The organism is Chryseobacterium joostei, assembly GCF_003815775.1.
GTDB classification, from domain to species: Bacteria; Bacteroidota; Bacteroidia; order Flavobacteriales; family Weeksellaceae; genus Chryseobacterium; species Chryseobacterium joostei.
On sequence record NZ_CP033926.1, the window covers coordinates 4,317,978 to 4,344,022 of the forward strand.

Genomic DNA, 26,045 nt, shown 5'->3' on the forward strand with positions numbered 1-26,045 from the left:
GTACTAATTGGTATTTTATTTTTGTCTGGAAACGGATGATTAAGATAAAAAAATATGGTTATTACTTCTCTAATTGAAGAATTAACTATCTTTATAACGTTTAGAATAAAATATTTAATTTTAACAAAACAAAAAGAACAACTTTTGATTCATAGATCACCAATGATGAAAAAGTAGAGTTTCCAAACATCAAATAATCTGAACAAGATCATAAACAGAACGCAAATATATTAATATAAGAAAAATTATAAATGGGAGTACTAGTAACCAACGAAACAGTAAAACAGCTATTTCATATTGCTCAGTCGATAGCGAAGGAAAATTATAATGCCAACTACGGAGGTCCACATATTTTGCAGGCCTTAATGCATAAAGATATTGGTCTTAATGAATTTTTAAAGAATATAGATAAAGATCCTGGCTATTTCTACGAATGGGCGGATGTTCGTATTGAAGAATATCCTAAAACCAACCATCTTCCAGACGAAGTAGCTCAGGATGATGCTGTAGATACCCTTATAGAAGAAGCAGATGATATCCGATTAAAACTGGGATTGGATGAGGTTACGCCCATCTGTATCCTAACGGCCATTGTAAAGCCTCAGGTTGTATTTTCATTACAGCAACTAAAATCTCTTCCGTTAAGAGAACATGATATTTTTAATCTGTACAGAAAAGATACCCCGTTTGCCGTTTCAGAAAACGGTGATTTTGCATCATTATTTTCAAATGGATCAGACTTTACAGATTCATCATTTCCATCCATTAAAAGCTATTGTGTAGACAGAACAGCACAGGCAAGAAACGGAAGCCTGGAAAATATTATCGGTAGAGATAAAGAACTCAGAATGCTGGTTGAAATCCTTTGCCGTAGAAGCAAGCCAAACGTAATCATCATTGGAGAGCCGGGAGTTGGAAAAACAGCATTGGTAGAAGGCTTTGCCATTGAAATCACAAAAGGAAATGTTCCGGAAATGCTTAAAAACGGTACCCTTTTAGAACTGGACACCGGAGCATTATTGGCAGGTACCTCTTATAAAGGAGAAATAGAAGATCGTTTGAAGAAAGTTATCAACGAATGCAAGAAAATTGAAAAAGCAATTCTTTTCATTGATGAAATTCACACGCTTTTAGATCCAAAAGGAAGCATCGGAAACGTAGCCAATTTATTAAAGCCGGAATTGGCAAGAGGTGAAATCACTGTAATTGGAGCCACTACTCAGGAGGAATACAGAAAGATTATTGAGCCGGAACAGGCATTTAACCGTCGTTTTGAAGTATTAACCGTTAATGAGCCGGATGAAAAGACCTGCGTAAAAATGATTGACGTTCTTCTTGATGGGTACAAAAAACACCACGGCATCGAAGTAGAAAAAACATCCATTCCGGAATGTGTACGTTTGGCAAAAAGATATGCAAAAGGTAAAAAATTACCGGATGCAGCAATTGACTTGCTGGACAGAACTATGGCTGCCATCAAAATGCTTGATGAACTTTCCGAAAAAGAACTTGGAAGCTGGAAAGAAAGCTACGATGCTATTTTACAAGAAGAATTTCTCGATAATAAAGACAAGGCAGACGAACTGATCTGGACATACAATTTATTGAGAGACAAAATAAGCCCTATTTTATGGGGATCATTAAGCGAACAGCCTGCCATCGACAATTCGATGCCTGTAGATCAGATTCAGAAGATTATTGAAGACACCTATGCTGAACTGTTACAACATGCTGCTAAAAAAAGAGAAAAAGTAGACCGTCTGGAATTGGCTGCAGTAATGGCTGCAAAAACCAATATACCAATTGGAAAAATTCAGGCTCAGGAAAAAGAAAAACTCCTGAATATGGAATCCCTACTATTAAATAGAGTGGTAGGACAGGATCATGCATTGAAAATACTTTCCGATGCCATTGTTGAAAACCGAAGCGGATTGAATAAACCAGGTCAGCCAATCGGTTCATTCTTCCTTTTAGGACCTACCGGAACAGGTAAGACAGAACTTGCAAAATCAATGGCAGAATTATTATTCAACGATGAAAAGGCAATGGTTCGTTTCGATATGTCGGAATTTAAAGAAGAACACTCAGCAGCATTATTATACGGAGCGCCTCCGGGATATGTAGGTTATGAAGAAGGAGGCATGCTGGTTAACAAGATCAGACAACAGCCTTATACCGTTGTTTTATTTGATGAAATTGAAAAAGCTCACCATTCCGTTTTTGATGTATTCCTTCAAATCATGGACGAGGGAAAAGTACATGATAAACTTGGAAAAGAGGGCGACTTCAGTAATGCACTGATTTTATTCACTTCCAATATCGGAAGCGAGGAAATCGTAAAACAGTTTGAAGAAGGAAAAATTCCGGAATCATCCTCGCTGATGCAGATCATGTCGAATTCAGGAAGATTCAGACCAGAATTCTTAGCCAGAATTACAGAGATTATTCCTTTTGCACCGATTACAGAATCTATTGCAGAAAGAATTTTCAATATCCAGCTGAAATCACTTCATACTTCATTAACAAGATTAGGAATTGCCTTAAAAATCACTGATGATGCCGTAAGAAACCTTGCATTAGGAGGGTTTAGCAGTAAATATGGAGCCAGACAAATTTCCGGAGTAATCCGTGCACAATTGGCAAGGCCTATTTCCAAAATGATTGTAAGAGAAGAAGTGAAATCCGGACAGACCATTCATGTAGATTGGAATAATGAAGAAGAAAAGCTAAGCTGGAAAGTAGATTAAATTATAAAATGAAAAGGCTGATTGGCACATTTGCTCCTTGGCCTTTTTACTTTTTTGCTATTAATACATTTAAGATGAAAACTATTGTCAAAAATATCTTTACAGGTGTCATGCTGTTAGGAACTGTGGTTTTGGTAAACGGACAGTTTCTGGCTGCTTCAGATACTTCGGAAAGTAGTGTAAGAAAATATCAGGGAATTATTAATTCCAACAAAGATCTTGTTGAATTTATCGAACAATTGCTCATGCAGAAAGGGCTTCCCAAGCATTTGAGAAACCTTGCCCTGATTGAATCGCACTTTAACAGAAATATTACCTCAGGAGCGGGAGCAGTAGGCATCTGGCAGTTTATGACGGCACATGCCAATCAATATGGTCTTTCAGAACAGAATCGTACAGATGTTTATAAGAGTACAAAAACAGCCACTATTTCTCTTGCCAACCTTTACAAAAAGTATAACAATTGGGTAACCGTAGTTGCAGCCTATAACTGTGGTGAGGGGAACATTGCAAAAGCCATGCAGGCTGCTGGTTCCACTCAATATCACGAATTTTCTCAATATCTTCCCGCAGAAACTATTAACCACGTAAAAAAATATCTGAATGCCTGCTACGCAACAGGAGAGCTTCAAAGTGTTTTAAGTAATTATAACTCTTCGCGTATTAATAAAGTTTTCTTTGAAGAAGGAAACAGAAAGGTAACTGCTGCTGCACTCTCCGAAACAGAGATTAATGCCGGATTCAGCTTAAATATAATTGCTGATGAACTTGATGTGGAAGTGAATGAAATTCTTGCCTGGAATCCCGGAATTACAGAAGAATTGCAGAAAAAAGGAGAAAGTTCCTTTTATCTTCCCGTAGATTTGATGCCAGATTTTCTCCTGAGAAAAAACAAGATTCTTACCAGATCTATAAAAGAGGGAAATAGTTTTCAGCAGTAAGTCTATTTTAACATGAAAATAATGATTGCCGTACTTTTAGTGACGGCTTTTTTTATGCGTATTCAGAGTTTGTTAATGCATGCTAAATTTTATTAAAAAAATCATAATATTTCTCATTGATGTGGGTAATACCTATTGTTGTCAGTGTTTTGTGAGAATTGTAAATGCTTTATTTTAAGGTGTTTTAGTAGAGTTATTAAATCTAATGTCGTAGAATTACTACAAAAAGTCGTAGAACTACTACAAATTCTCAGATTTATGTTTAAAAGTTTTTTTTACCAAAAAAGACCCTATATATTTGCTAAACAATCACCGAATCACAAAATATTACTAACGATTAAAATTTACAAATCATGGCAGAAAGAAATTCGAGAGGAATCTTAAAATTCAACAACGGGGAAGGACAGAAATTATTAAAGATGAACTACAGTGTAGCCAGATCTACAGACGTATCAGGACGTGTAGCATCAGATCCTTCTAACGCATTAATTAAGGTTACAGTAGAAGCTACTGAAAAATCTGATATCCTTGAAAGCTTACTAAACGGAAAATATAAGCCTACAGTAGGAGAAATTGTATTTAACAAATCTCATGAAGAGGGAACATTAATCACTTTGAAATGGGAAAACGGATACGTGATTCAGCACGAAGTAGACTTTGATGCAGTTGATAGTAACAGTATGTTAATCAGCTTTGTAGTTAGTGCTGAAACAATTGACTACGGTACTTCTCAGTACGCTGGACTGTGGCCTTCATCAGGTAAATAAGCCTATTCATCATCTTAGTAAAAATAAAATTGGTACAGGACAGTGCACTCGCAAGAGTATGCTGTCCTGTTTTTTCATGTAAGGGATAAAAAAATGCAGTCTTTGAGAAAGACCATGAGATTAACCTTATATTTTTTGATTCTGTATATGCTGTACTATCAGTAGTTTATTTAATATTTAACTTAAACACAAAACACTATGTTTCAGGATGACAAAACAATTAAAGTAGAAAGCCTAGGGAATGGCAAAGAGCAGTTGAAAAATACAGCCAATGAAAATGTTGCCAAAAAAGCAGAAGAAAAAATGAATAAAGCGGGCGAGAAAGTTAAAAAAGTGGCAAAAGCAGGACAACAGGGGATAAGTGCTGTACAAGGAGCCAATATGTTTATGAACCAAACCCTGGTTTCCAATAACCCTGATATCATTGAAAATAAAGTGTGGGCCAAGCAGCCAACATCAAAAATACATAATATTGAAGCGATTGCAGAAAGTTTTATTGCCGGTATTAACCGTGTTGTAAAATTAGATGTAGTTGTCGAAGGGAAAATCATTAAGCACTTCAAACATTTTAAGTTGATACAAAGTGCGGCCAAGCATCATGAATTCAACCTCACATTGGCACATGATACATTAGGAAGTGCAGAAAACCATAATTTACAAGAAGCACAGAATTTTCTGGGGAAAAGAATTACCGTTGTCTTCAAATATAAAGATATTGACAAAGGCGCTGAACGTAACTTTGTAGGCGTTGTTACAGAAGTAGGATTCAGCCAGGAAAAAGGAAGCCTTGGAAATATAGTCCTTAAGGGATACAGCCCTACTGTGCTTTTGGATGCCGCACCCCATATCCAAAGTTTTGGAGGAAATCAGCCGGTCAGCCTGAACAGTATTGCAGATCACGTGATAAGAGAAGGGCTGGGACAAAATAAATTTGACTTTAGAGTAGATGCTCAGCATGGAAACGTTTCCTACAGCTCACAATATGAAGAAACCCATTATAACTACCTTGCAAGAATAGCTGAAGCCTATGGTGAGCAGTTTTACTATGATGGTGAGGTTCTTCACTTTGGAAAACTTCCACCACAGGAAAAACCTGTGAAACTGACCTACGGAAGCAATGTAAATGATATTGCAATAACCATGAAGGCCCAACATGTAAGCCCAACTTTTTATGGCTACAACAGCAGCAAGCATGAAAAACTGACTGCAGGTAGCTCTAAGATTAACCATACCTCAGACATTGCAAGACGTGCTTACGAAATATCAGAAAGAACCTTTACAACTCCCTCTTTAAGAGTGGCTCCTATAAAAGCTACATCTTTTATGGATATTGATGCTTCTCAAAAAGGAACTGCAGGAAGTAAGGCTTCGGAGGTTTTTATCACTTCAGGAACAACCACTGTACCTTTTCTATATCCTGGATGTACCGCAGATATTGAAATGCGTAAATCAGACAGTAATGAAACTTCCTACTTTACCAAGCTGATGATTATGGAAGTCACCCATGAAGTAGATGCCAGAGGATATTATGACGGAAAATTTGAGGCTATTGCAGCAGATACAGGATTTATTCCGCGTCCGGAATTTGAAACACCAAGGGCTGAAGCACAATTTGCAAAGGTAATCTCCAATACAGATCCTCAAAACCAAGGAAGAGTTCAGGTACAATTTGACTGGCAAAGCGGACAGGATATCACAGAATTCATCCGTGTAATGTCTCCAGATGCAGGAAGTAGTGATAAAGTAAGTAAAAACCGTGGTTTCATGTCTATTCCTGAAGTAGGCGACCAGGTTATCATTAACTTCGTACATCAGCATCCTGACCGCCCATTTGTGATGGGAGGAATGTTCCACGGTGGTATTGGCGGTGGTGGCGGAGCCGGAAATAATGTAATGAGCCTTAGCAGCAAGAGTGGAAATATTATCCAGTTTCATGACGGATGCGGAATTGAAATTAAAGACCGAAATGGAAATCATGTTACGTTGAGTGGTACAGGAAATATTAAGACTGAAGTAAGCAATGATAGCGTTGAGAAAATAGGGAATGACAGTACTGTGAAAATTGGAAATAATAGTACAGTGAATGTAAAATCCAAAAGTACTCATACTGTAGGGGAAAGTAAAAGTGTTCTTACAATGGGAAGCGATGGCGTAATTGATTTATCTGGAAAAAAATCTGTTAAAATAAAGGTTTCAGATACTAGTTATATTGAAATTACAAGTACTAAAATTATCATCGAAAGTGATGTTATTGAAATAAAAGGAAAAAATTCATCATCAATAAACGGAAGCGGCAATGCAAAAGCTGTCTTTAACGGAAGTACTGTAATTGAAGGAAAACCTGTAGACATAAACTAGTGTAGAATGGAATTGATAAAACATAAAATTCAGAAGAAAGATACATTAGATTCTATTGCTGAGAAATATAAAATTACAATCAACGAACTTAAAGATTTTCATAATCAACATTGTGGAATTACCCAGAAAATTATTGATGTTCTTCCAGCGCATTTAGAATTTGTTTTTTTAGAAAGTAAAGTTGAAGAAAGTAAAGAAAAGGTTTCAGAAAAATTTACAGAAAGACAGTTAAAATATAGATGTGAACAGAACGTATTTACTTATATTAATAAAGTTCCGGTTTCAAATGCTACTACCAAAAGAGATTGCCTCGTTGAATTAAAAATACTTGAAGAAAAACTTTTTGTAAAAGTAAAACTATTGGATAATATTTTAGAAGTTAATCCAAGCACCTATGCCGAGGCAGCCAATATAATTGCTCAGCTGGATGTAATAAAATGCAACGATGTTATCTTACAGGTAAACGAAACCGACGGAAGCATTCTTAGAATCGTTAATCATTCAGAAATCATTAAAGGCTGGGAAAAGAAAAGAGCAGAGTTTGAACAGAATAGTGTGACGTTGGATAGTCAGGCTAAAAAAGAAGTAAAGAATTTTATTAATCTTATTGATGATCAGATCTTAAATGAAGAAAATCTTATCGATGATTATAAAGGAAAAATGTTTTTCGATATTTACTTCAATAAATTTTTAGCCAACAGTCCTGATAAACTGGATTCATATCAAACGGTGTTTAGATCACAGCTGTTTGAAGGGCAAAAGACAGACATTTCAATCCGACAGGATGTGTTGGATCAAAATGGAGACCTGCTAACGGTACGAAAAGTAAGTGAAACTTTAAGTAAAGATACCCAGAGAGCAAAAGAATTATACGATTTAAGATATAAACCCATGATTGGGTATCAGTTTTCATCCTATGAAACCAGCTATAGAGAAAGAAGTTCATACAATGAAAAAGAGAATTATCTCGAAGAAATGGACGTTACCATAATGGAGCAGATCAAAAATAATCTGGAATTAAGAATACATTATACTGTACGAAAAATAGAATAAAAATGGCAGATTCATATATCATACAGGGAACCAATGTTATTTGCAGTAATATGCAGATACCGGGACCTAATAAAATCGGATACTCAAGATCTGGGCCCAATATTGTACACAAAGGGAAAAACCAATATTATCTAACCGTTGTAGACAAGAGTTTAGAAGAATCTTTTAAGTGTAAAATGGCTGCAAAGAAATGGGGTGGGCTGGCAATGCTTTGTGTTGGTATTGCTATTGTGGGAGCTATAGCTTTAACTGTTGCAACAGGAGGAGCCGCTGCACCGTTTTTACTGGCAGCAGCAGTTGCTTCAGAAGCAGCAGTTGCAATTGCTGTTGGAGCTGCTGTTGTTAGCGTGGGAATAGGCATTTATAAAGAACATACAGATTGTAAAGCATTAAAAGAATCTCCAGATTGGGAGGGTGGGCATAGCCAAGTTCTTTTTCAAAAACAAAAAGCTTTATTAAATAGTTCTTTTATGACTTGTAAACAAGGTGGAAGGCTTGAACTGATTGTAAGTGATATTGCTGCCTTAGAGGCAGGAAAACTGATAAGCTCAAATAATACCAAGGAAATTCTGATACAGTTTGGAAGTCAATTTTTAGGTGGTGTTGTAGGCGGTCTTACAGGAGGAGGATCTGTACCTGGTGTGGTTATGACAATAGGCTTTTACATGAAATTTGAAAGCGGAGAGTCTAATCAGCAGTTTAATCCAGGAGATGATGTGAAGAATTCAGGAATACAGTACGGAGGAGGAATTACCGAGGGAGCTACTAAAGGAGGCTATCAACATGGAATGTCCAAACTGGAAGCTTGGGTTTGGAAAAACGTTATGTTCTCAAGAATTCTAAACGGAGCTTCCCAGGAATCTATAGATTCAGCAGCCAATATGTGGGGCATGGCAGCCAACGCTCCTGGAGCTATTTGGAAAGACTTTGCCAAGTCAGCAGGATTAGGTTTTGGAGGAGCTATTGTAGGCTTTGCCATAGATCAGGGAGCTAATGCTTGGGAAAGAAGTTATGAAGATGATTCGATGATCCAACAAAAGAAATATAACGTGATGGATAAAAATAATAATATTGGAGTAATAGCTACAAAGAGATAATAGTATGAAGGGATCAAAAATAGGTTACATAGTTGGATTGGTTGTTGGGGTACCATTATTTGCTTTTGGGGCGAATTACCTCTTTTTTTCGGGTAATCGTGCTTCAGATATCGAAACCAAGGAATATATAAAAAACAGTAAAATTGAAACTTTTGCAGTTAATAAATGGTTAAAAGAAGACCATAAACAATATATTGCCGGCTTGCAAAGAGGTGCTAATTCTGCAGTTTTATATTGGTATACATTTTATGATAATCAATATAAAAAATATTTTAATTTGTATATGTTTGATTATTTAGAAAAAGATTATCAAGGAAGAAATAGAATTAATTTTATATATAGTGTAGATAAAGAAACAAAATTCACAGCCTATGTCAATCAGGAGCAATTAAAAAATGTAACATATGGAACGAAAGATAATCCCGTACCTATTTGGGGAAAAGATTTACTACAATATAATGGAAGAGATCAAAAAGATGATATGAACGATATTGAACTTGAAGTAAAGACATTTCATGTAAATCCTGAAACCAATGCTCTATTTATTCAACAATACCTTTCTCATTTTATGCCTAAAGATGAATATAAAGCAATGTTTAAGAAGTAAATGAAAGGATCAAAATTTGGGTACATTTTAGGATTAATAATAGGAATTCCTCTTTTTGCTTATGGTGTTAATCATTTCTTTTTTAAAGGAAATAATGCAACTGACATTGAAGTTAATGTTTATCTCCAGAATAGTAAAATCGAGACCTTCACAGTAGATAAATGGATTGATGATGGATATGAGCAGTATGTGGTTGGTTTACAAAGAGGAGCTAATTCAGCTGCATTACATTGGTTTACATTTTATGATAAAAGTACAGGGAAGTATTTTAATTTATATATGTTTAGTTATTTGGAAAACAATCAGCAAGGAAGCCAAAGGGTAAGTGATTTAAGACATATTAAAAGCAGTACTACATTTACTGCCTTTATAAACCAAGACCAATTAAAAAGTCTAGTGTATGGAACAAAAGATAATCCGGTTCCTGCTTGGGGTGAAGATTTATTAGAGTATAATGGAAACGTCCATGAAAATATTGAACGAGAGGCCAAAACATTCCATATAAGCCCTGAAACCAATGCTATATTCATTCAACAGTATTTATCACGCTTTATGCCTAAAGATGAATATAAAGTTATGTTTAAAAAGTAAATGAAAGGATCAACAATAGGCTACATAGTTGGATTGGTTGTTGGGGTACCATTATTTGCTTTTGGAGCGAATTACCTCTTTTTTTCGGGTAATCGTGCTTCAGATATCGAAACCCAGGAATATATAAAAAACAGTAAAATTGAAACTTTTGCAGTTAATAAATGGTTAAAAGAAGACCATAAACAATACATTGCCGGCTTGCAAAGAGGTGCTAATTCTGCAGTTTTATATTGGTATACATTTTATGATAATCAATATAAAAAATATTTTAATTTGTATATGTTTGATTATTTAGAAGCTAATCAGCAAGGTAGGCTTAGAATTGATTTTTTGTATAAAATAAATGATACAACAAGGTTTAGAGCGTATGTGAATCAGGAACAATTAAAAAATCCAGCATATGGAACAAAAGATAATCCAGTACCTGTGTGGGGAAAAGATTTATTAGAACTTAATGGAAGATTAAATGAAAGTATAGAACTTGAAGCTAAAACATTCCATATAAGTCCTGAAACCAATGCTATATTCATCGAGCAGTATTTATCACGCTTTATGCCTAAAGATGAATATAGAGCAATGTTTAAAAAGTAAATGAAAGAATCAAAAATAGGTTACATAATTTTTTAACTATAAAAAACTGTTATTTGCTTTAAACCAAACACCAAATTTTGAAACTTAAAGCCAATAAAAAATGAGGTTTAAATGATCTATTTTACTATTATAAAGTCGGTTTTATAATGTAATATATCTCTTTACGGTGTAATAACTGATGTTTTATTGCTGTTTTTTAATTATGGTTAAAATATTTATTAATAAGGAATTATACACCTGTTTAACTCTTTTGTCGTAGAATTACGACACGAAATCGTAGAACTACTACAAATTTTAAGATTTCCTCCCAAAAGCTTTTTTTTCTTTTACAACGGCTTTATCTTTGTTCTACAATTATTGAATAACAAATATTATTAACGACTAAAATTTACAATCATGGCAGAAAGAAATTCAAGAGGAATTTTAAAATTCAACGGAGGAGAAGGACAAAAATTATTAAAAATGAACTACAGCGTTTCTAGATCTACAGACGTATCAGGACGTGTAGCATCAGATCCTTCTAACGCATTAATCAAGGTTACAGTAGAAGCTACTGAAAAATCTGACATCCTTGAAAGCTTACTAAACGGAAAATATAAGCCTACAAAAGGAGAAATTACTTTCAATAAATCTCACGAAGAAGGAACATTAATCACTTTGAACTGGGAAAACGGATACGTGATTCAGCACGAAGTAGATTTCGATGCAGTTGATAGCAACAGTATGTTGATCAGCTTTGTAGTTAGTGCTGAAACAATTGACTACGGTACTTCTCAGTACGCTGGACTTTGGCCATCATCTGGTAAATAATCCGGTAACACTTAAAAAAACAAATCAAGGCAGTATACTCATTGGGTATACTGTCTTATTTTTGCAGTAAAATATATTAAACACTAAAAAATGCTTAAACAAATTCTACTTATCTTAACGATCACAATATTCTCAGTTTCCTTACATGCACAAAGCAATCCAACCTTGTATAAAGGAACAATGAACGGAAAAATGCCCATAACATTATTTATACAGGCCATAGAAAATGGTTGTGGCGGAGATCCTTACTACGATGCAATGTATCAGTATGATAAAGTAAGCAATTGGTTACAACTTAGCGTTACAGAAGGAGTGAAGCAACAGTTCGCAATGGTAGAAGAGGGTTTTACTGGACTGATGATTGTAAAAAAAGAGGGTGACATGATGAATGGAACATGGATAAGTCCGGATGGGAAAAAACAAATTCCTGTAGAATTGAAAAAAGTAACCATGAGTAAGAAAGAAATAGAAAGCTATCAGGACAAAATGGAAAAACTAAACTATGAAAATCACGACTGCTAGTTTATTACTAGAAGTTAGAGCTGAAATACTTCATCCGAATGGGATAACTCTATATCCTGCATTTCGAAATTTCCCTCCTCGAAACAGTCCCTACAAATAGCAAATTATACTCCTATTTTCTTATATTTGTTCATTATAGATAATATGGACGCAACACAAGATAAAAGGCTGTTTCTCATCGATGCCTATGCGATGATTTTCAGAGGATATTACGCATTGATCAGGAATCCGAGGTTAACAAGTAAAGGACTGGATACTTCCGCGATTTTTGGTTTTACCAACTCATTGATCGAATTGATCAGAAGAGAAAAGCCAAGCCATCTGGCGGTGGTTTTTGACGTGGGAAGAGCAAGCGTAAGAACCGATGACTTCGCAGATTACAAAGCCAACAGAAGTGAAACTCCTGAAGCCATTAAAATTGCTGTTCCATACATTCACAGAATTCTTGAAGGAATGCATATTCCTATTCTGGGCGTAGAAGGATATGAAGCAGATGACGTGATAGGTACCATTGCCTGCAAGGCAGAAAAAGAAGGATATACCACTTTTATGGTAACTCCGGATAAAGACTTTGCACAGCTGGTAACAGATAAAATCAAGATTTATAAACCCGGTTTAAAAGGCGGAGATATTGAAATTCTAGGAGTAGAAGAAGTTAAGGCAAAATATGAAATTGAAGACCCTAAGCAGGTTATAGATTATTTGGCCATGATGGGTGATGCAGTGGATAATATTCCTGGCTTGGAGGGTGTAGGAGAAAAGACTGCCATGAAGTTCCTGAAAGAATTCGGAAGCATTGAAAATCTACTGGCAAATACCGATAAACTGAAAGGAAAGCTAAAAGAAAAAGTAGAAGCCTCTGCTGAACGGGGAATTTTGTCCAAAAAACTAGCAACCATTATCTGTGATGTTCCTGTAGAATTCCATCAAGAACAATACGACCTTGAAACTCCGGATTTTGAAAAAGTAAAAGAAGTTTTTGAAGAAATTGAATTCAGAAGACTGTATGAAAATCTTTACAGAGCTTTTGCTTCTGCACCTGTAGAAACTGTGATAGAAAGCGAAGTAGAAGTAAAGCAGTCCCCAACAAGTGCTGAGGTAAAAGGACAGGCAATGCAACTTGATCTTTTTGCCAACTTTGAAGAGCTGGATCAGGCTACCACTACAAAAACTTCTATTGAGCACAATGATCACCTTTATCAGTTCATAGACAATCCAAAGGCTCAGAGAAAGCTGGTAGAAAACCTGTTGAAACAAAAATCCGTTTGTTTTGATACAGAAACCACTTCATTAAATGAGCTGGAAGCAGAACTGGTGGGAATGAGCTTTTCCTACAAAAAAGGACTGGCGTATTATATTCCACTATCTGAAGACAGAGATGAAGTTTTGAAGACTTTGGAAATTTTCAGACCGTTTTTTGAAAAAGAAGACCTGCTGAAAATTGCCCACAACTTAAAATTCGATTATAAAATATTAAAGCAATACGACATCACTGTTAAAGGTGCCATGTTCGATACCATGATTGCCCATTATCTGTTGAATCCGGACGGAAGACACGGTATGGATTATCTATCAGAAGTATACCTGAACTATAAGCCCGTCTCCATTGAAACTATCATTGGAAAGAAAGGTAAAAAACAAGGAAACTTCAGAGATGCTGACCTAAGAACCCAGACAGATTATGCTGCTGAAGATGCAGACGTAACATTCCAATTGTATGAGTTATTTGCTCCACAATTGAAAAAAGAAAATCTGGAAGAACTTTTCTTTAACATAGAAATGCCTCTGATGGAAGTTCTGGCCAAAATGGAACTTACAGGAATTTCTCTGGACGAGAAATGGCTGGCTCAGGAAAGTATTGATCTTGAAAATGATCTGAAACAATTAGAAACTACAATTTTTGAACTTTCAGAAGAAGAATTCAACATGAACTCACCAAAACAATTGGGTGAAATTTTGTTTGAAAAGATGCAGCTTGATCCAAAGGCAAAGAAAACAAAGACCGGACAGTACGCTACCTCAGAAGATGTACTTCAAAAATTGGCCTCAAAACATGAGATTATCAAGCATATCCTGGAATACAGAACCTACCAGAAGCTAAAATCAACCTATGTAGATGCTTTGCCGTCACAGATTGACAAACATGATAACAGGGTACATACCAACTTCTCACAGACTACAGCGGCTACAGGTCGTTTGGCAAGTGTGAATCCTAACCTGCAGAATATTCCGATCAGAACATTGAGAGGACAACAAATTCGTGGAGCTTTTGTTTCAGGAGAAGGAAAGAAGATTATTTCTGCCGATTATTCACAGATTGAGCTTCGCCTTATCGCTGAAATTTCAGGAGAAGATAACATGATCAAGGCTTTCCAGGATGGTGAAGATATTCACGCTTCCACAGCAGCTAAGCTATTCAAAATTCCTTTGGAAGAGGTTTCTAAAACACAGAGAAGCCAAGCTAAAACAGTAAACTTTGGTATTATCTACGGTCAGGGTGCTTTTGCATTGGCAGAGCAAACCGGATTGTCTCGTACTGAAGCCAAGCAGATGATTGAAGCTTATTTTGAAACCTATCCAAAACTGAAAGAATACATGGCAGAGCAGGTGAATAAAGCCCGTCAGCAAGGATATGTAGAAACAATTTTAGGAAGAAAACGTCATTTAAAAGATATCAATTCCAACAATTTCGTTGTGAGAGGGCACGCAGAAAGAAATGCGGTAAACGCTCCGGTTCAGGGAAGTGCTGCGGATGTTGTAAAACTGGCGATGATTAAAATCGATAGAGAACTGGATGAACAGCAATTAAAAACAAAAATGCTGCTTCAGGTACATGACGAATTGGTATTTGAATCCCCGATTGATGAAATTGAGTCTGCTTCAAAACTGATCAAAACTGAAATGGAAAATGCCTTAAAAACACAGGTTCCATTGTTGGTAGAGATTGGGGTAGGAGATAACTGGCTGGAAGCTCATTAATAAAAACATAATTTCAAATTTATCTTTGAACAATAAACAAAAACTTCTGCTTGTAAGCGGAAGTTTTTGTTTATTGCAAAAGGAAAATAAAACGGTATAATAGATTTCTGTTTTAAAATTATAATATTTTCATCAAAAAAATAACCCCTTATTGATAAGTTTTACAGGCTTTCCTTGTTTATGATATTTCCAGCCAAGTTCTACTGCTTCAGCTATTTTAGATTTGATAATACTGGGAGTGATTTCCATAAATTCTCGCCCATAAGATTCAGATCTACAAAAACCAATATTGATTAGAAGAATTTGTCCATCGTTTTCATGTTGTACAGGAATTTCATATTCAATATCATGTTTTTCATTGTGTGAAATCTTCTTTCTTATTTTCCAATAAAAAATATCATCATCAACAATAATCTTTCTAAGTCCCTTTTTTGCGATAGCCATGGTGTATTAATTTGAGAGAAAGGTTTTATTTTAGATAAAAAACCTGGCTATAATAGAAAAATACAGCCAGCTTTTTAATTTTTGTGATGTTATTTAAACATCAAATTCAATTTCACCTACATAATACAATTTGTTTTCTTCCCCATCCACAGAAACGGGATTAGGAATAACAAACCTACTGGCAAAAACAATAGTATTTACAGGAGTATCTAACCCCATTTCGTTAAGTTTCTTCTCAAGGATCGGAAGCCATTGATCTGCATAAGAATATTCTGAAAACTTTTCATAAAGGCCTAATCGTTCGTCCTCAAAGCCATATTCTATAAAGTCATCATCAAACCACTTGATACCTTGGGATTCTGCAAATTTTGAAACGTACTGATCATCATTTTCCTCTTCCAGATAATAATTTTCATCCTCTTCTACAAAGTCATAAAAGTCCTCTTCATTTTTAAAATATCCCAGCCAGAAGTGAGAAGTTTCTTTGTCCATAATTTATTTTTGTTAATTTCTGAATTCTTTATTTGTGGTTAAAAAAGCAAGTTCAATACCTGCTTTTTTTATTTGAAGTGTAATATTACAAAAGTTTTTTCTTGAAATCAATTTTTCATAATAGTATAAAGTCAGGAAATCAAAAATAGTTCCGTAAATTTTTTTATTGTAAATTTATTCTTAGGTTAAAATATTTATAAATGGAATTTCTTCAGGACCATTATGTAGTCCAAAACGAGCTGCTTCTTATTTTTATTTCCGTGATTCTGGGATTGCTGATTGGTGCTGAACGGGAATACCGCAACAAATCAGCGGGACTTCGTACATTTATTTTAGTATGTTTTGGTTCCTGTCTGTTTACCATACTTTCCATAAAAATCGGAGTCGCTAATCCGGATCGGTTAGCAGCCAATATTATCACAGGAATAGGCTTTTTGGGAGCTGGAGTAATATTTAAAGGAGAAAATAAAATTGAAGGAATTACTACAGCAACTACCATCTGGGCAACTGCATCAATAGGAATGGCGGTAGGTTCAGGATATGTCTATTTCTCACTTTTAGGAACAGCCTTGGTATTAATAGTTCTGAGTGCATTAACTTATCTTCAAAGCTTCATTGATAACTATAATAAAGTAATAGAATATAAAATTGCCGTAACAGATTCTATAGGATTTAAACATTGTGAAACTATTTTCAAGGATCATCATTTAAAATATTTGATGATAAAACAACAATATACACAAGGGAACTTAACCGTTACCTGGAGGCTTACAGGAAAAAATAACCATCATGAGGAAGTCATCAAATGCCTGATGGAAGACCCTAAAATAATAGCTTATCAATTTTAGGATAAAGCAAAAAAATAAAGGCCTAGGCCTTTATTTTTTCTTGAATATATACAGATCTTTGTGAGGACCGTCAATTTCCTTACCGTCCATATCCAGTTGGATAAGTATGTTTTCGCCAACCTTATATTTATAGTTTGCTGTTTTTCCCTTTAAAGTAATAACACTTCCCGTAGTATCCCAGGTGAAAGATCCCTTATCCTGATTTTTTGAATTTCTGTCAAGATATTCCTCCGTAATGCTAAATGTTTTATCATCATTCAACGTTAATGAAGTCTTGATTCCCGGACAGTCTGCACAAGGAACTACAGCTTCATAGGTTCCGTTCCAGTCAAGAGAATTTTCAGAAGTGTCACCAGCCGCTGTAGGAGTTGCCTTTGTGATACTGTCTGTAGCCACTGGCTGAACAGCTGTTGCAGAATCTGTAGAAGTACCTGAGGTTTCAACTGTTTCTTTTTTAGAACAAGAAGCAAGAAACAAAGCTGCTCCAATTCCCAAAATAAACATTTTGTTTTTCATCATAATAAATAATTGATTTTAGTATACTTTTAATAATAAACTGGCTAATAATAAACAAAAACTGAGCCAAGGAAATTAGAGGAAAAGGTGAACGAATTATAATTAAATCGAGATGCGAAATAAGTATTCAACGCTTTGTAATAGGGTTTAATGATCAAAATTAGCATGGTGAAAAATAGGTATCGAACATTACCAAGGAACAGCAGGGTCTAATTTCTAGCTTCTAATCTCTTACTTCCAAATTCATTAAAAGATTGCACATTTTATATCATACAAAATACTCATATCAACTTTTACCGTCGTTTTATGGGTACTATTCCTATTTTTCTTCGTAAATTCGGGCAAAATTTTGATTATGACAAAAAAGATACTTTTATCCGTATTTCTTTTGCCGGCTGCAATGGCATTTGCACAACAATATGGAGGAATGTGGATTCCTACAGAACTGAATGAAAAGGAAATGAAGGATCTGGGAATGAAAATCTCTGCTAAAGATATTTTCAACCCTCAGAAGCCAAGCATTAAGGATGCTGTAGTGCAGTTTAACGGTGGATGTACCGCGGAAATTATTTCTCCTAAAGGATTGTTGTTGACCAATCACCACTGTGGTTATGGTCAGATTCAGGCACATTCTACCGTTCAGAACGATCTTCTTTCAAACGGATTCTGGGCTAAAAATACCAATGGTGAACTTCCTAATCCGGGAGTGAAAGTAGACTTTATTGTAGATATAAAAGAAGTTACAGACCAGGTATTGGAGGGAACAGATAACCTTACAGAGCCTGAGCTTACCAAAAGAATCAATAACAATATTGAGGTTTATAAAAACTCTCAGAAAATTGAATCTTATCAATCCATCATGGTAAAGCCTATGTACTATGGAAACAAGTACTACGCTTACACCATCGAAACATATAAGGATATCCGTCTTGTAGGTGCACCACCTCAAAGCATAGGGAAATTCGGAAGTGATACTGATAACTGGGTTTGGCCTAGACATACAGGAGACTTCTCTATGTTCAGAATTTATGCAGACAAAAACAATAAGCCTGCAGAATATTCCAAGGACAATGTACCTTACGTTCCAAAGCACTATTTACCGGTTTCTATAAAAGATAAAAACGAAAACGATTTTACATTTGTATTCGGTTTCCCTGGAAAAACTACAGAATATCTTCCTGCAGTAGCTGTAGAGAAGATCATGAAGGACATTGATCCTGCAAGAATTGCTGTACGTGATGTAGCTTTAAAGACTTTGGATGAAAAAATGCGTGTGGATAACGAAACACGTATTAAGTACGCTTCTAAGTATGCCTCTGTTGCCAATTACTGGAAAAAATGGATAGGTGAAGTAGAGGGGTTGAAGAAATCTAACGCAGTTGAGAAAAAGGTAATGTATGAAGGTTCTTTAGTTTCTAAAAACCCTGAAATCAAGACTACTTTGGATCAATTGAACAAGCTTTACAATGATCAGGCTCCTTATGCATTAAACAATGCTTACTACACAGAAGTAGTAAAAAATGCCGAGACATTAAAGCTGGCAGGAGATTATTATGATTTTGTAGCTTCCGTAGAAGCTGGCAGAATGGATGAGAAAGAGCTTACCAAGTTAAAAACAAAGCTAACGTCTTTCTATAAGGATTACAGTGCAGAACTTGATGCAAGGGTAACCGCAAAATTATTGGCTTTATACACCAATAAAACTGCACCACAGTTTTTACCAACAGGTTTCAGCAAATATAAAGACGAAAATGCAAACATTCCTGTAGTGGAAGATATGTCTAAAAACTCTATCATCACAGGAAGAACTGCTGTAAATGGAGGAACATTAACTGCAGATATTGATAAGGCATTTTCTAATCAGGATAAACTGATAAAAACATTAAAGAAAGATCCTATTTATCAACTGTATGTTTCCTTGAAAGAAACGTATATGAAGACTGCAGATCCTCAATATTCTTCACTTCAGGTAAAAATTGATGCCATGCAGAAGAAGTTTATGGCTCAGCAGATGGAAACTGATAAAGACAGAAAATTCTTCCCGGATGCCAATTCAACTCTTCGTGTAACGTATGGTAAAGTAAAAGGATCGGCTCCAAGAGATGCTGTTTCTTACGGTTATCAGACTCACCTGGCTGGAGTAATGGAAAAATATATTCCTGGAGATTATGAATTTGATGTTCCTAAGAAACTGATTGAACTTTACAATAAAAAGGATTTCGGAATTTATAAAGACAAAACAGGTGACGTTCCTGTTGGGTTTACTGCAACAAACCATACTACAGGAGGAAACTCAGGAAGTCCGGCTCTTGATGCCAATGGAAATCTGGTAGGATTGAACTTCGACAGACAGTGGGAGGGAACCATGAGTGATATTAACTACGATCCTCGTTTCAGCAGAAACATTATGGTGGATACAAAATATATTCTTTTCGTTATTGAAAAATTCGCCGATTCAAAATGGCTTGTTGATGAAATGAAAGTCATCAAATAAATAATTATAAAAACCTATTTAATCAAAAATTAAATAGGTTTTTTGTTTTATGGAGGCTTCGTAACGTTTTAAATTTAAAGGAAGATTTAAGATTTTATATAGGTTAACTCTTATTCCTATCAAAATGTAGAAAAGAATGCCAAAGAAATTGTGAAAAATTCTTTGGCTAAATACCAATAAAAAATCCCGGGTTGTTCTGGGATTTTTTGCTTTTATGGAATGTAGTTTTCTAATGTCCAAAGATATCTTCTAGCTTGAGTTCTGTAAATGTTCCCATTTTTCCTACGGCTTCCATATTCAGGTTTTCCTTTTTACCAATAATGGCTGTATTAAAATGCACAGGTTTGATTTCCGTTTCATAAAACTGTTTGATATCTTCAAATCTCAGACTTTGGATCTCTTCATAAATATCTTTTCTGAAGTCATGATAAATACCCAGTTTCTTTAGATTTAAAGTATTGAAGAAAATATTATTTCTAATAACTCTGGTTGATGCAATTTGTTTCAGCGCTGCATTCTTTGCATTTTCAAACTGAATGGGTACCTCAGGAAGTTCATTCATCAGTTCGTTCATCGTGTCCACAGCAATCATGAGCTTGTCCGGCTGCGTTCCTATATAAGTGGTAATGTAATCAGGGTGCTTTAATTCAGCATTGGCAGCGTAGGAGACATAGGCAGAATAAGCAAGGCTCTTACTTTCGCGGATCTCCTGGAAAACAATTGAGGATAATCCTCTTCCAAAATACTCATTGAATACATTGATTTTTCCAAAATGAGACGGATTAACCGGATTTCCTTTTCCAATCTTACTCATTTCCATCTGAACCATGTCATAGTCTGTAAAATAAACATTACCACCTGTAGCAGGTTCCGGGTATTGTTTGGCTTCCGGCATCTGAAGACTTGCTGTCTCAATATATTGGCCAATATACCCTTTGAATCTTTCAAAGTCCTTTCCATAAAAGAAAACTTGGTAAGGATACTTGAAAAGCTGCTTCATTCGGTCTGTGAATACTTCAGCTTTACTGCTTTCAAGCTCTTCCTTGGAGATAACATCCGTAAACCGCGAAGTACTTCCCAATTTGGTATAATTGATGAGTGCAGTCATAATGCGGTTCTTATCTTTCTTCATGGCCTGACGATTTTCCAGAACAGTTCCTACAAATTGTTGATAGATCTCCTGGTTAGGCTGTACATTATACATCCAGTTCTGTAAAAGAGAAATTCCCTTTTCGATATTTTCTTCCAATCCACTCAGAGAGATGAGTAACTGGTTACTGGTTGTTTTAAAATTATTGCTTACCCCGATTTTGAAAAATTCCTTTTTTAAATCCTCAGGAGAAAGATCATGGGTTCCTAAATATTGCAGCAATTGTGTAGAAATTCCCAGTTCTCTATCATTATCACTTCCAAAAGGGAAAATAAAATGTACCTGAGCAAGATCATTATATTTATTTCTTACAAAGCTTAGTTTCTTATCCTTAATTTCATCAGTGGTAATCTCTTTTTGATAGTTGATGAATTCGGGTTGAATATCTTCCGTTTTTTCAGATAATATTTCCTTTAAAAACTCAGATTGCGTATCGCGATTAATTTTGATAGGAGTGATGCCTGGGTTCTCAACTCTGATTAATCTTTCGTTAACACCTTTCTCCTTGTTAACAACCACATAATTTTCCTTGAAAAAATCATTGGCAAAATTGACAATATCTTCTTTTGTGAAGCTTGCATACTCGTCCATTTCATTCAGTTCCTGTTCCCAGCTTCTCCCTTTTATATAGGTGTCGTAAAGAGTAGTGGCAAGACCTTCCGATGTTTCAAGACCTTTCATTCTTTGAAGCTTAAAGTCATTAATGATTGCAGGAAGCATCCAGTCTGGGAAATCACCCTTTTTTACAAGTTCAATTTCCTCTAAAACCATTTCAGTAGCTTCTTCCAGAGTTTGAGTTTCTTTCGGAACTGCAACAATAGAAAAATAGCCATATTGTTTTAACCCCACAGAGAACGCTTGTGCCCAAAGCATTTTTTGAGTCTGGTTGATATGAAGATCCAATAATCCTGCTTCACCTCTGTTACTCAAAATATTGGCAAAAACATCTGCGAGCATGGCTTCTCTGGTTCCATAGCTGTCCGTTCTCCAGGCCAATTGAACCCTTGGAGTAGTAGGGCTTTTTACAGTCTTTTTTACAATCTTGGTAATAGGCTCTTCAATAATGGGTGTTTTTTTAGGCAATTCTTTATAAGGAAGAGTACCAAAAGACTGATCAATTAATTGAATGGTTTCCTCAAAATCAAGATCACCCACCAAAACCATCGCATAATTATTAGGAACATAGTATTCATCAAAATACTTATGGATAGCTTTCATGGACGGATTTTTCAAATGCTCCGGATTACCCAGTGTAGTTTGTTGTCCATTTGGATGAGTGGGGAAAAGAGCTGCCATCAATTCATAATTAACAAGCCTCGTATCATTATCCTGTGCTCTGTTGAATTCCTCATACACAGACTCCAGTTCAGTATGGAAAAGACGAAGTACAATTTCAGAAAATCTGTCTTTCTCTACTTTAAGCCATTTTTCCAGTTCATTATTAGGGATGTTATTCTTATAAACTGTTTCATCAAACCAGGTGTGTGCATTAGTTCCACTGGCTCCAAGTGACGAAATAGCCTTGTCGTACTCATTGGCAATTGCATATTGGCTGGCTTCCTGAGAAACTTCATCAATCTTTTTATAGATTTCCTTTTTCTTTTCAGAATCTTGCTCAGCTTTATGTTCTTCAAATAGAATAGAGATCTGATCAAGAAGTTCTTTCTCTTTTTCCCAGTTTTGAGTGCCTAACTTAGAGGTGCCCTTGAACATCATGTGTTCAAGATAATGAGCTAGTCCGGTATTATCTGCAGGATCATTATTACTTCCCGTTCTCACCGGAATAAAAGTTTGTATTCTTGGTGCATCAAAATTTTGGGCAAGGAAAACCTTTAGACCGTTTTTCAATGTATAGATTCTTACCTTATTTTCATCGTGAGTTACTGTGGTATATTCGTATTGATTGTTATCCGTATGAATCGTTTCTTTATATCTTCTGTCTATCATATATAAGCTCATTTCATTCCTTATAGAATAAGAATGTGATACAAATGTAAGCAATCAAAAAAAATGTTTCCCGTTTTTTATGACTATTACATCTATTATTATAGTTGAAAACCTGAATCACAAACCAAGAATACCATCTTCACATTCTCCCACACCCACACTTTCTTACCTTCAAACCCTAAAATTTATTAGTAGCTTTTTCCTGCTCTCCATTTTTACTCCTCGCTCACTGTATTCCAATGCCCAGGCCGGACGCCTTTCCACTGCGTGCTGTGGGGTAACCATTCCTATCAGGGCTAGTGGGAGGTCCTCTACAAAAATCCATCTCCTGCCTACACCTATTCACTGGGGATGGGCTTTAATCCATGCTAATATAAAATCCCCGTCAAATTTGGCCCTAGTCCCGCCTAAAAAATAAAAACGGCATCCCGAGAAGTAGGAGAGGGATTATTACCAACCTCCTTATATACTATAATAGGATATCTTCCATTACCCATTACCCATTACCCATCCCTTATATAATGACTGCAAATGCCCCCGTTTCTCCCCACTTGCCCTCCTGCCCCCAACCCACCCACACTTCCCTTCGCTCTTCCAAACAAATGTTTAAAATTTTTGTCCCTGCATTCCAGGGGCTTATGGAAAAAAGGGATGCAAATATGAACTTTATGTTAAATAATCTTGCGGGGTATGGTATAAGTTTCTATCTTTGCCCCACTGAAAACGAGAGTACATTCAGTAGCGCAGAGAGCCCTTTGATGGGCATAAACATTATACACTACGAGAGAGACAGGCGAAAAAAAAACTTTCAAGTTTTAGTCAATAAAACTTGCGGGATAAAAAAGAGTTTGTATCTTTGCAGTCCCAATAAAACGGGAGCGCAGGAGTAGGTTGATTGAGGTTTAGGATAAAGTTTAGGGTTACTTAAAAAACTTTAAATTTATTTCAGAAACATTTGGTCATTACAAAATAAAGTTTTACTTTTGCACTCGCAAATATGGGGCGCCACTGACAGAGAAGAGTGCTTCATTAAAAAGCGGAAGATATAAAGATCATTGACATACAATATAACAACCAAGTAAGGAAAAACTAAAGCGTCAAAACTTTGAGTGAGTCAGACAAACATACAATGGAGAGTTTGATCCTGGCTCAGGATGAACGCTAGCGGGAGGCCTAACACATGCAAGCCGAGCGGTAGAGATTCTTCGGGATCTTGAGAGCGGCGCACGGGTGCGGAACACGTGTGCAACCTGCCTTTATCTGGGGGATAGCCTTTCGAAAGGAAGATTAATACCCCATAATATAAGAAACGGCATCGTTTTTTATTGAAAACTCCGGTGGATAGAGATGGGCACGCGCAGGATTAGATAGTTGGTGAGGTAACGGCTCACCAAGTCAACGATCCTTAGGGGGCCTGAGAGGGTGATCCCCCACACTGGTACTGAGACACGGACCAGACTCCTACGGGAGGCAGCAGTGAGGAATATTGGACAATGGGTGAGAGCCTGATCCAGCCATCCCGCGTGAAGGACGACGGCCCTATGGGTTGTAAACTTCTTTTGTATAGGGATAAACCTTTCCTCGTGAGGGAAGCTGAAGGTACTATACGAATAAGCACCGGCTAACTCCGTGCCAGCAGCCGCGGTAATACGGAGGGTGCAAGCGTTATCCGGATTTATTGGGTTTAAAGGGTCCGTAGGCGGATCTGTAAGTCAGTGGTGAAATCTCACAGCTTAACTGTGAAACTGCCATTGATACTGCAGGTCTTGAGTGTTGTTGAAGTAGCTGGAATAAGTAGTGTAGCGGTGAAATGCATAGATATTACTTAGAACACCAATTGCGAAGGCAGGTTACTAAGCAACAACTGACGCTGATGGACGAAAGCGTGGGGAGCGAACAGGATTAGATACCCTGGTAGTCCACGCCGTAAACGATGCTAACTCGTTTTTGGGTTTTCGGATTCAGAGACTAAGCGAAAGTGATAAGTTAGCCACCTGGGGAGTACGTTCGCAAGAATGAAACTCAAAGGAATTGACGGGGGCCCGCACAAGCGGTGGATTATGTGGTTTAATTCGATGATACGCGAGGAACCTTACCAAGGCTTAAATGGGAAATGACAGGCTTAGAAATAGGCTTTTCTTCGGACATTTTTCAAGGTGCTGCATGGTTGTCGTCAGCTCGTGCCGTGAGGTGTTAGGTTAAGTCCTGCAACGAGCGCAACCCCTGTCACTAGTTGCCATCATTAAGTTGGGGACTCTAGTGAGACTGCCTACGCAAGTAGAGAGGAAGGTGGGGATGACGTCAAATCATCACGGCCCTTACGCCTTGGGCCACACACGTAATACAATGGCCAGTACAGAGGGCAGCTACACGGTGACGTGATGCAAATCTCGAAAGCTGGTCTCAGTTCGGATTGGAGTCTGCAACTCGACTCTATGAAGCTGGAATCGCTAGTAATCGCGCATCAGCCATGGCGCGGTGAATACGTTCCCGGGCCTTGTACACACCGCCCGTCAAGCCATGGAAGTCTGGGGTACCTGAAGTCGGTGACCGTAACAGGAGCTGCCTAGGGTAAAACAGGTAACTAGGGCTAAGTCGTAACAAGGTAGCCGTACCGGAAGGTGCGGCTGGAACATCTCATTTTAGAGCGTCTTTGGACGATAAACAAAATTAGTATCGCAAGATACAAGCACTTGCTTAAAGAGAAGCTTTAGTTTTTTATTTGGTTGATATATATATAAAATACAAAACCCACTAGAAATTAGTATTAGGGAAAGAGATTGGGAAGTGAATGTATGAATTGGGAATTTCCTTTTACACATCACTCACTACCATAACAAAGTCTCGTAGCTCAGCTGGTTAGAGCGCTACACTGATAATGTAGAGGTCGGCAGTTCGAGCCTGCCCGAGACTACTAATTATAAGACGGGAAGACATCAGATATGAGACGTCAGACATTTAGGTCTAAAGTCTGTAATCTGACATCTGAAGTCTACTAGAGGGGGAATTAGCTCAGCTGGCTAGAGCGCCTGCCTTGCACGCAGGAGGTCAAGGGTTCGACTCCCTTATTCTCCACAGTTTTGGAAGTTTG

Annotated in this window: 19 protein-coding genes, 2 tRNA genes and 1 rRNA gene; 18 read left to right on the plus strand and 4 right to left on the minus strand. The window is 36.6% G+C overall.

From position 1 onward, the window contains the following. Window positions 1-251 precede the first annotated feature (251 nt). The 12 genes from EG359_RS19750 (at window position 252) to polA (ending at window position 15,063) form a co-directional block, all read left to right on the plus strand. Window positions 252-2,747: an ATP-dependent Clp protease ATP-binding subunit gene (locus tag EG359_RS19750; protein ID WP_076356687.1), complete on the plus strand. Its 2,496-nt coding sequence runs from the start codon at window positions 252-254 to the stop codon at window positions 2,745-2,747. Between the two features lie 74 nt (window positions 2,748-2,821). Beyond that, a complete protein-coding gene (locus EG359_RS19755; protein ID WP_084180532.1) occupies window positions 2,822-3,688 on the plus strand; it encodes a lytic transglycosylase domain-containing protein in 867 nt (288 codons plus the stop codon). A gap of 353 nt (window positions 3,689-4,041) precedes the next feature. Next, window positions 4,042-4,455: a type VI secretion system tube protein TssD gene (tssD, locus tag EG359_RS19760; RefSeq protein WP_076356689.1), complete on the plus strand. Its 414-nt coding sequence runs from the start codon at window positions 4,042-4,044 to the stop codon at window positions 4,453-4,455. A 198-nt stretch (window positions 4,456-4,653) separates the two neighbouring features. Beyond that, window positions 4,654-6,813, plus strand: coding sequence for a type VI secretion system Vgr family protein (locus EG359_RS19765; RefSeq protein WP_076356691.1), 2,160 nt, complete (start codon window positions 4,654-4,656; stop codon window positions 6,811-6,813). Between the two features lie 6 nt (window positions 6,814-6,819). Beyond that, window positions 6,820-7,866 (plus strand): LysM peptidoglycan-binding domain-containing protein, encoded by a 1,047-nt coding sequence (locus EG359_RS19770; RefSeq protein WP_076356693.1) that lies wholly within the window; start codon window positions 6,820-6,822, stop codon window positions 7,864-7,866. 2 nt (window positions 7,867-7,868) lie between these two features. Then, window positions 7,869-8,963, plus strand: coding sequence for a DUF4280 domain-containing protein (locus tag EG359_RS19775; RefSeq protein WP_076356695.1), 1,095 nt, complete (start codon window positions 7,869-7,871; stop codon window positions 8,961-8,963). A 4-nt stretch (window positions 8,964-8,967) separates the two neighbouring features. Beyond that, window positions 8,968-9,570 carry a hypothetical protein gene (locus tag EG359_RS19780; protein WP_076356697.1) on the plus strand — a complete coding sequence of 201 codons (603 nt, stop codon included), beginning with the start codon at window positions 8,968-8,970 and terminating at the stop codon, window positions 9,568-9,570. Beyond that, a complete protein-coding gene (locus tag EG359_RS19785; protein WP_076356699.1) occupies window positions 9,571-10,161 on the plus strand; it encodes a hypothetical protein in 591 nt (196 codons plus the stop codon). It begins immediately after the preceding gene. Next, entirely contained in the window at window positions 10,162-10,752 is a 591-nt protein-coding gene (locus tag EG359_RS19790) for a hypothetical protein (protein ID WP_076356701.1), read from the plus strand. Window positions 10,753-11,148: 396 nt separating this feature from the next. Further along, window positions 11,149-11,562 carry a type VI secretion system tube protein TssD gene (gene tssD / locus EG359_RS19795; protein WP_076356703.1) on the plus strand — a complete coding sequence of 138 codons (414 nt, stop codon included), beginning with the start codon at window positions 11,149-11,151 and terminating at the stop codon, window positions 11,560-11,562. Window positions 11,563-11,652: 90 nt separating this feature from the next. Continuing rightward, window positions 11,653-12,084: a hypothetical protein gene (locus tag EG359_RS19800; RefSeq protein WP_076356705.1), complete on the plus strand. Its 432-nt coding sequence runs from the start codon at window positions 11,653-11,655 to the stop codon at window positions 12,082-12,084. 144 nt (window positions 12,085-12,228) lie between these two features. Continuing rightward, window positions 12,229-15,063: a DNA polymerase I gene (polA, locus tag EG359_RS19805; protein WP_076356707.1), complete on the plus strand. Its 2,835-nt coding sequence runs from the start codon at window positions 12,229-12,231 to the stop codon at window positions 15,061-15,063. Between the two features lie 132 nt (window positions 15,064-15,195). Here the strand turns inward: polA and EG359_RS19810 are convergent, their stop codons facing one another. Both EG359_RS19810 and EG359_RS19815 read right to left on the minus strand, forming a co-directional pair. Beyond that, on the minus strand, window positions 15,196-15,507 hold the full coding sequence (locus EG359_RS19810) for a hypothetical protein (protein ID WP_076356709.1): 312 nt from the start codon (window positions 15,505-15,507) through the stop codon (window positions 15,196-15,198). A 93-nt stretch (window positions 15,508-15,600) separates the two neighbouring features. Next, window positions 15,601-15,999, minus strand: a complete 399-nt coding sequence (locus EG359_RS19815) for an immunity 22 family protein (protein ID WP_076356711.1) — start codon at window positions 15,997-15,999, stop codon at window positions 15,601-15,603. Window positions 16,000-16,199: 200 nt separating this feature from the next. On the opposite strand from EG359_RS19815, the gene EG359_RS19820 reads away from it, so the two are divergent. Next, on the plus strand, window positions 16,200-16,847 hold the full coding sequence (locus EG359_RS19820) for an MgtC/SapB family protein (RefSeq protein WP_076356713.1): 648 nt from the start codon (window positions 16,200-16,202) through the stop codon (window positions 16,845-16,847). 30 nt (window positions 16,848-16,877) lie between these two features. Here the strand turns inward: EG359_RS19820 and EG359_RS19825 are convergent, their stop codons facing one another. Continuing rightward, a complete protein-coding gene (locus tag EG359_RS19825; protein WP_228435118.1) occupies window positions 16,878-17,366 on the minus strand; it encodes a copper resistance protein NlpE in 489 nt (162 codons plus the stop codon). A 352-nt stretch (window positions 17,367-17,718) separates the two neighbouring features. Here EG359_RS19825 and EG359_RS19830 point away from each other — a divergent pair, with 352 nt between their 5' ends. Beyond that, window positions 17,719-19,857, plus strand: coding sequence for a S46 family peptidase (locus EG359_RS19830; protein WP_084180528.1), 2,139 nt, complete (start codon window positions 17,719-17,721; stop codon window positions 19,855-19,857). Window positions 19,858-20,086: 229 nt separating this feature from the next. On the opposite strand, the gene EG359_RS19835 is transcribed toward EG359_RS19830, so the two are convergent. Beyond that, window positions 20,087-22,954 (minus strand): M16 family metallopeptidase, encoded by a 2,868-nt coding sequence (locus EG359_RS19835; RefSeq protein WP_076356773.1) that lies wholly within the window; start codon window positions 22,952-22,954, stop codon window positions 20,087-20,089. Between the two features lie 79 nt (window positions 22,955-23,033). Here EG359_RS19835 and EG359_RS19840 point away from each other — a divergent pair, with 79 nt between their 5' ends. The 4 genes from EG359_RS19840 (at window position 23,034) to EG359_RS19855 (ending at window position 26,029) form a co-directional block, all read left to right on the plus strand. Further along, window positions 23,034-23,372 (plus strand): hypothetical protein, encoded by a 339-nt coding sequence (locus EG359_RS19840; RefSeq protein WP_123867455.1) that lies wholly within the window; start codon window positions 23,034-23,036, stop codon window positions 23,370-23,372. Window positions 23,373-24,080: 708 nt separating this feature from the next. Further along, window positions 24,081-25,597: ribosomal RNA gene (locus EG359_RS19845) — 16S ribosomal RNA — on the plus strand. A gap of 197 nt (window positions 25,598-25,794) precedes the next feature. Beyond that, a tRNA-Ile gene (locus tag EG359_RS19850) sits at window positions 25,795-25,868 on the plus strand. Window positions 25,869-25,955: 87 nt separating this feature from the next. Further along, window positions 25,956-26,029: transfer RNA gene (locus tag EG359_RS19855), tRNA-Ala, on the plus strand. Window positions 26,030-26,045: the final 16 nt, after the last annotated feature.

What these genes read in the sequence shown, in the direction of transcription:
- EG359_RS19750 (WP_076356687.1), top strand. Translation starts at nt 252, where the DNA reads ATGGGAGTACTAGTAACCAACGAAACAGTAAAACAGCTATTTCATATT.
- EG359_RS19755 (WP_084180532.1), top strand. Translation starts at nt 2,822, where the DNA reads ATGAAAACTATTGTCAAAAATATCTTTACAGGTGTCATGCTGTTAGGA.
- tssD (WP_076356689.1), top strand. Translation starts at nt 4,042, where the DNA reads ATGGCAGAAAGAAATTCGAGAGGAATCTTAAAATTCAACAACGGGGAA.
- EG359_RS19765 (WP_076356691.1), top strand. Translation starts at nt 4,654, where the DNA reads ATGTTTCAGGATGACAAAACAATTAAAGTAGAAAGCCTAGGGAATGGC.
- EG359_RS19770 (WP_076356693.1), top strand. Translation starts at nt 6,820, where the DNA reads ATGGAATTGATAAAACATAAAATTCAGAAGAAAGATACATTAGATTCT.
- EG359_RS19775 (WP_076356695.1), top strand. Translation starts at nt 7,869, where the DNA reads ATGGCAGATTCATATATCATACAGGGAACCAATGTTATTTGCAGTAAT.
- EG359_RS19780 (WP_076356697.1), top strand. Translation starts at nt 8,968, where the DNA reads ATGAAGGGATCAAAAATAGGTTACATAGTTGGATTGGTTGTTGGGGTA.
- EG359_RS19785 (WP_076356699.1), top strand. Translation starts at nt 9,571, where the DNA reads ATGAAAGGATCAAAATTTGGGTACATTTTAGGATTAATAATAGGAATT.
- EG359_RS19790 (WP_076356701.1), top strand. Translation starts at nt 10,162, where the DNA reads ATGAAAGGATCAACAATAGGCTACATAGTTGGATTGGTTGTTGGGGTA.
- tssD (WP_076356703.1), top strand. Translation starts at nt 11,149, where the DNA reads ATGGCAGAAAGAAATTCAAGAGGAATTTTAAAATTCAACGGAGGAGAA.
- EG359_RS19800 (WP_076356705.1), top strand. Translation starts at nt 11,653, where the DNA reads ATGCTTAAACAAATTCTACTTATCTTAACGATCACAATATTCTCAGTT.
- polA (WP_076356707.1), top strand. Translation starts at nt 12,229, where the DNA reads ATGGACGCAACACAAGATAAAAGGCTGTTTCTCATCGATGCCTATGCG.
- EG359_RS19810 (WP_076356709.1), bottom strand. Translation starts at nt 15,507, where the DNA reads ATGGCTATCGCAAAAAAGGGACTTAGAAAGATTATTGTTGATGATGAT.
- EG359_RS19815 (WP_076356711.1), bottom strand. Translation starts at nt 15,999, where the DNA reads ATGGACAAAGAAACTTCTCACTTCTGGCTGGGATATTTTAAAAATGAA.
- EG359_RS19820 (WP_076356713.1), top strand. Translation starts at nt 16,200, where the DNA reads ATGGAATTTCTTCAGGACCATTATGTAGTCCAAAACGAGCTGCTTCTT.
- EG359_RS19825 (WP_228435118.1), bottom strand. Translation starts at nt 17,366, where the DNA reads ATGATGAAAAACAAAATGTTTATTTTGGGAATTGGAGCAGCTTTGTTT.
- EG359_RS19830 (WP_084180528.1), top strand. Translation starts at nt 17,719, where the DNA reads ATGACAAAAAAGATACTTTTATCCGTATTTCTTTTGCCGGCTGCAATG.
- EG359_RS19835 (WP_076356773.1), bottom strand. Translation starts at nt 22,954, where the DNA reads ATGATAGACAGAAGATATAAAGAAACGATTCATACGGATAACAATCAA.
- EG359_RS19840 (WP_123867455.1), top strand. Translation starts at nt 23,034, where the DNA reads ATGACTATTACATCTATTATTATAGTTGAAAACCTGAATCACAAACCA.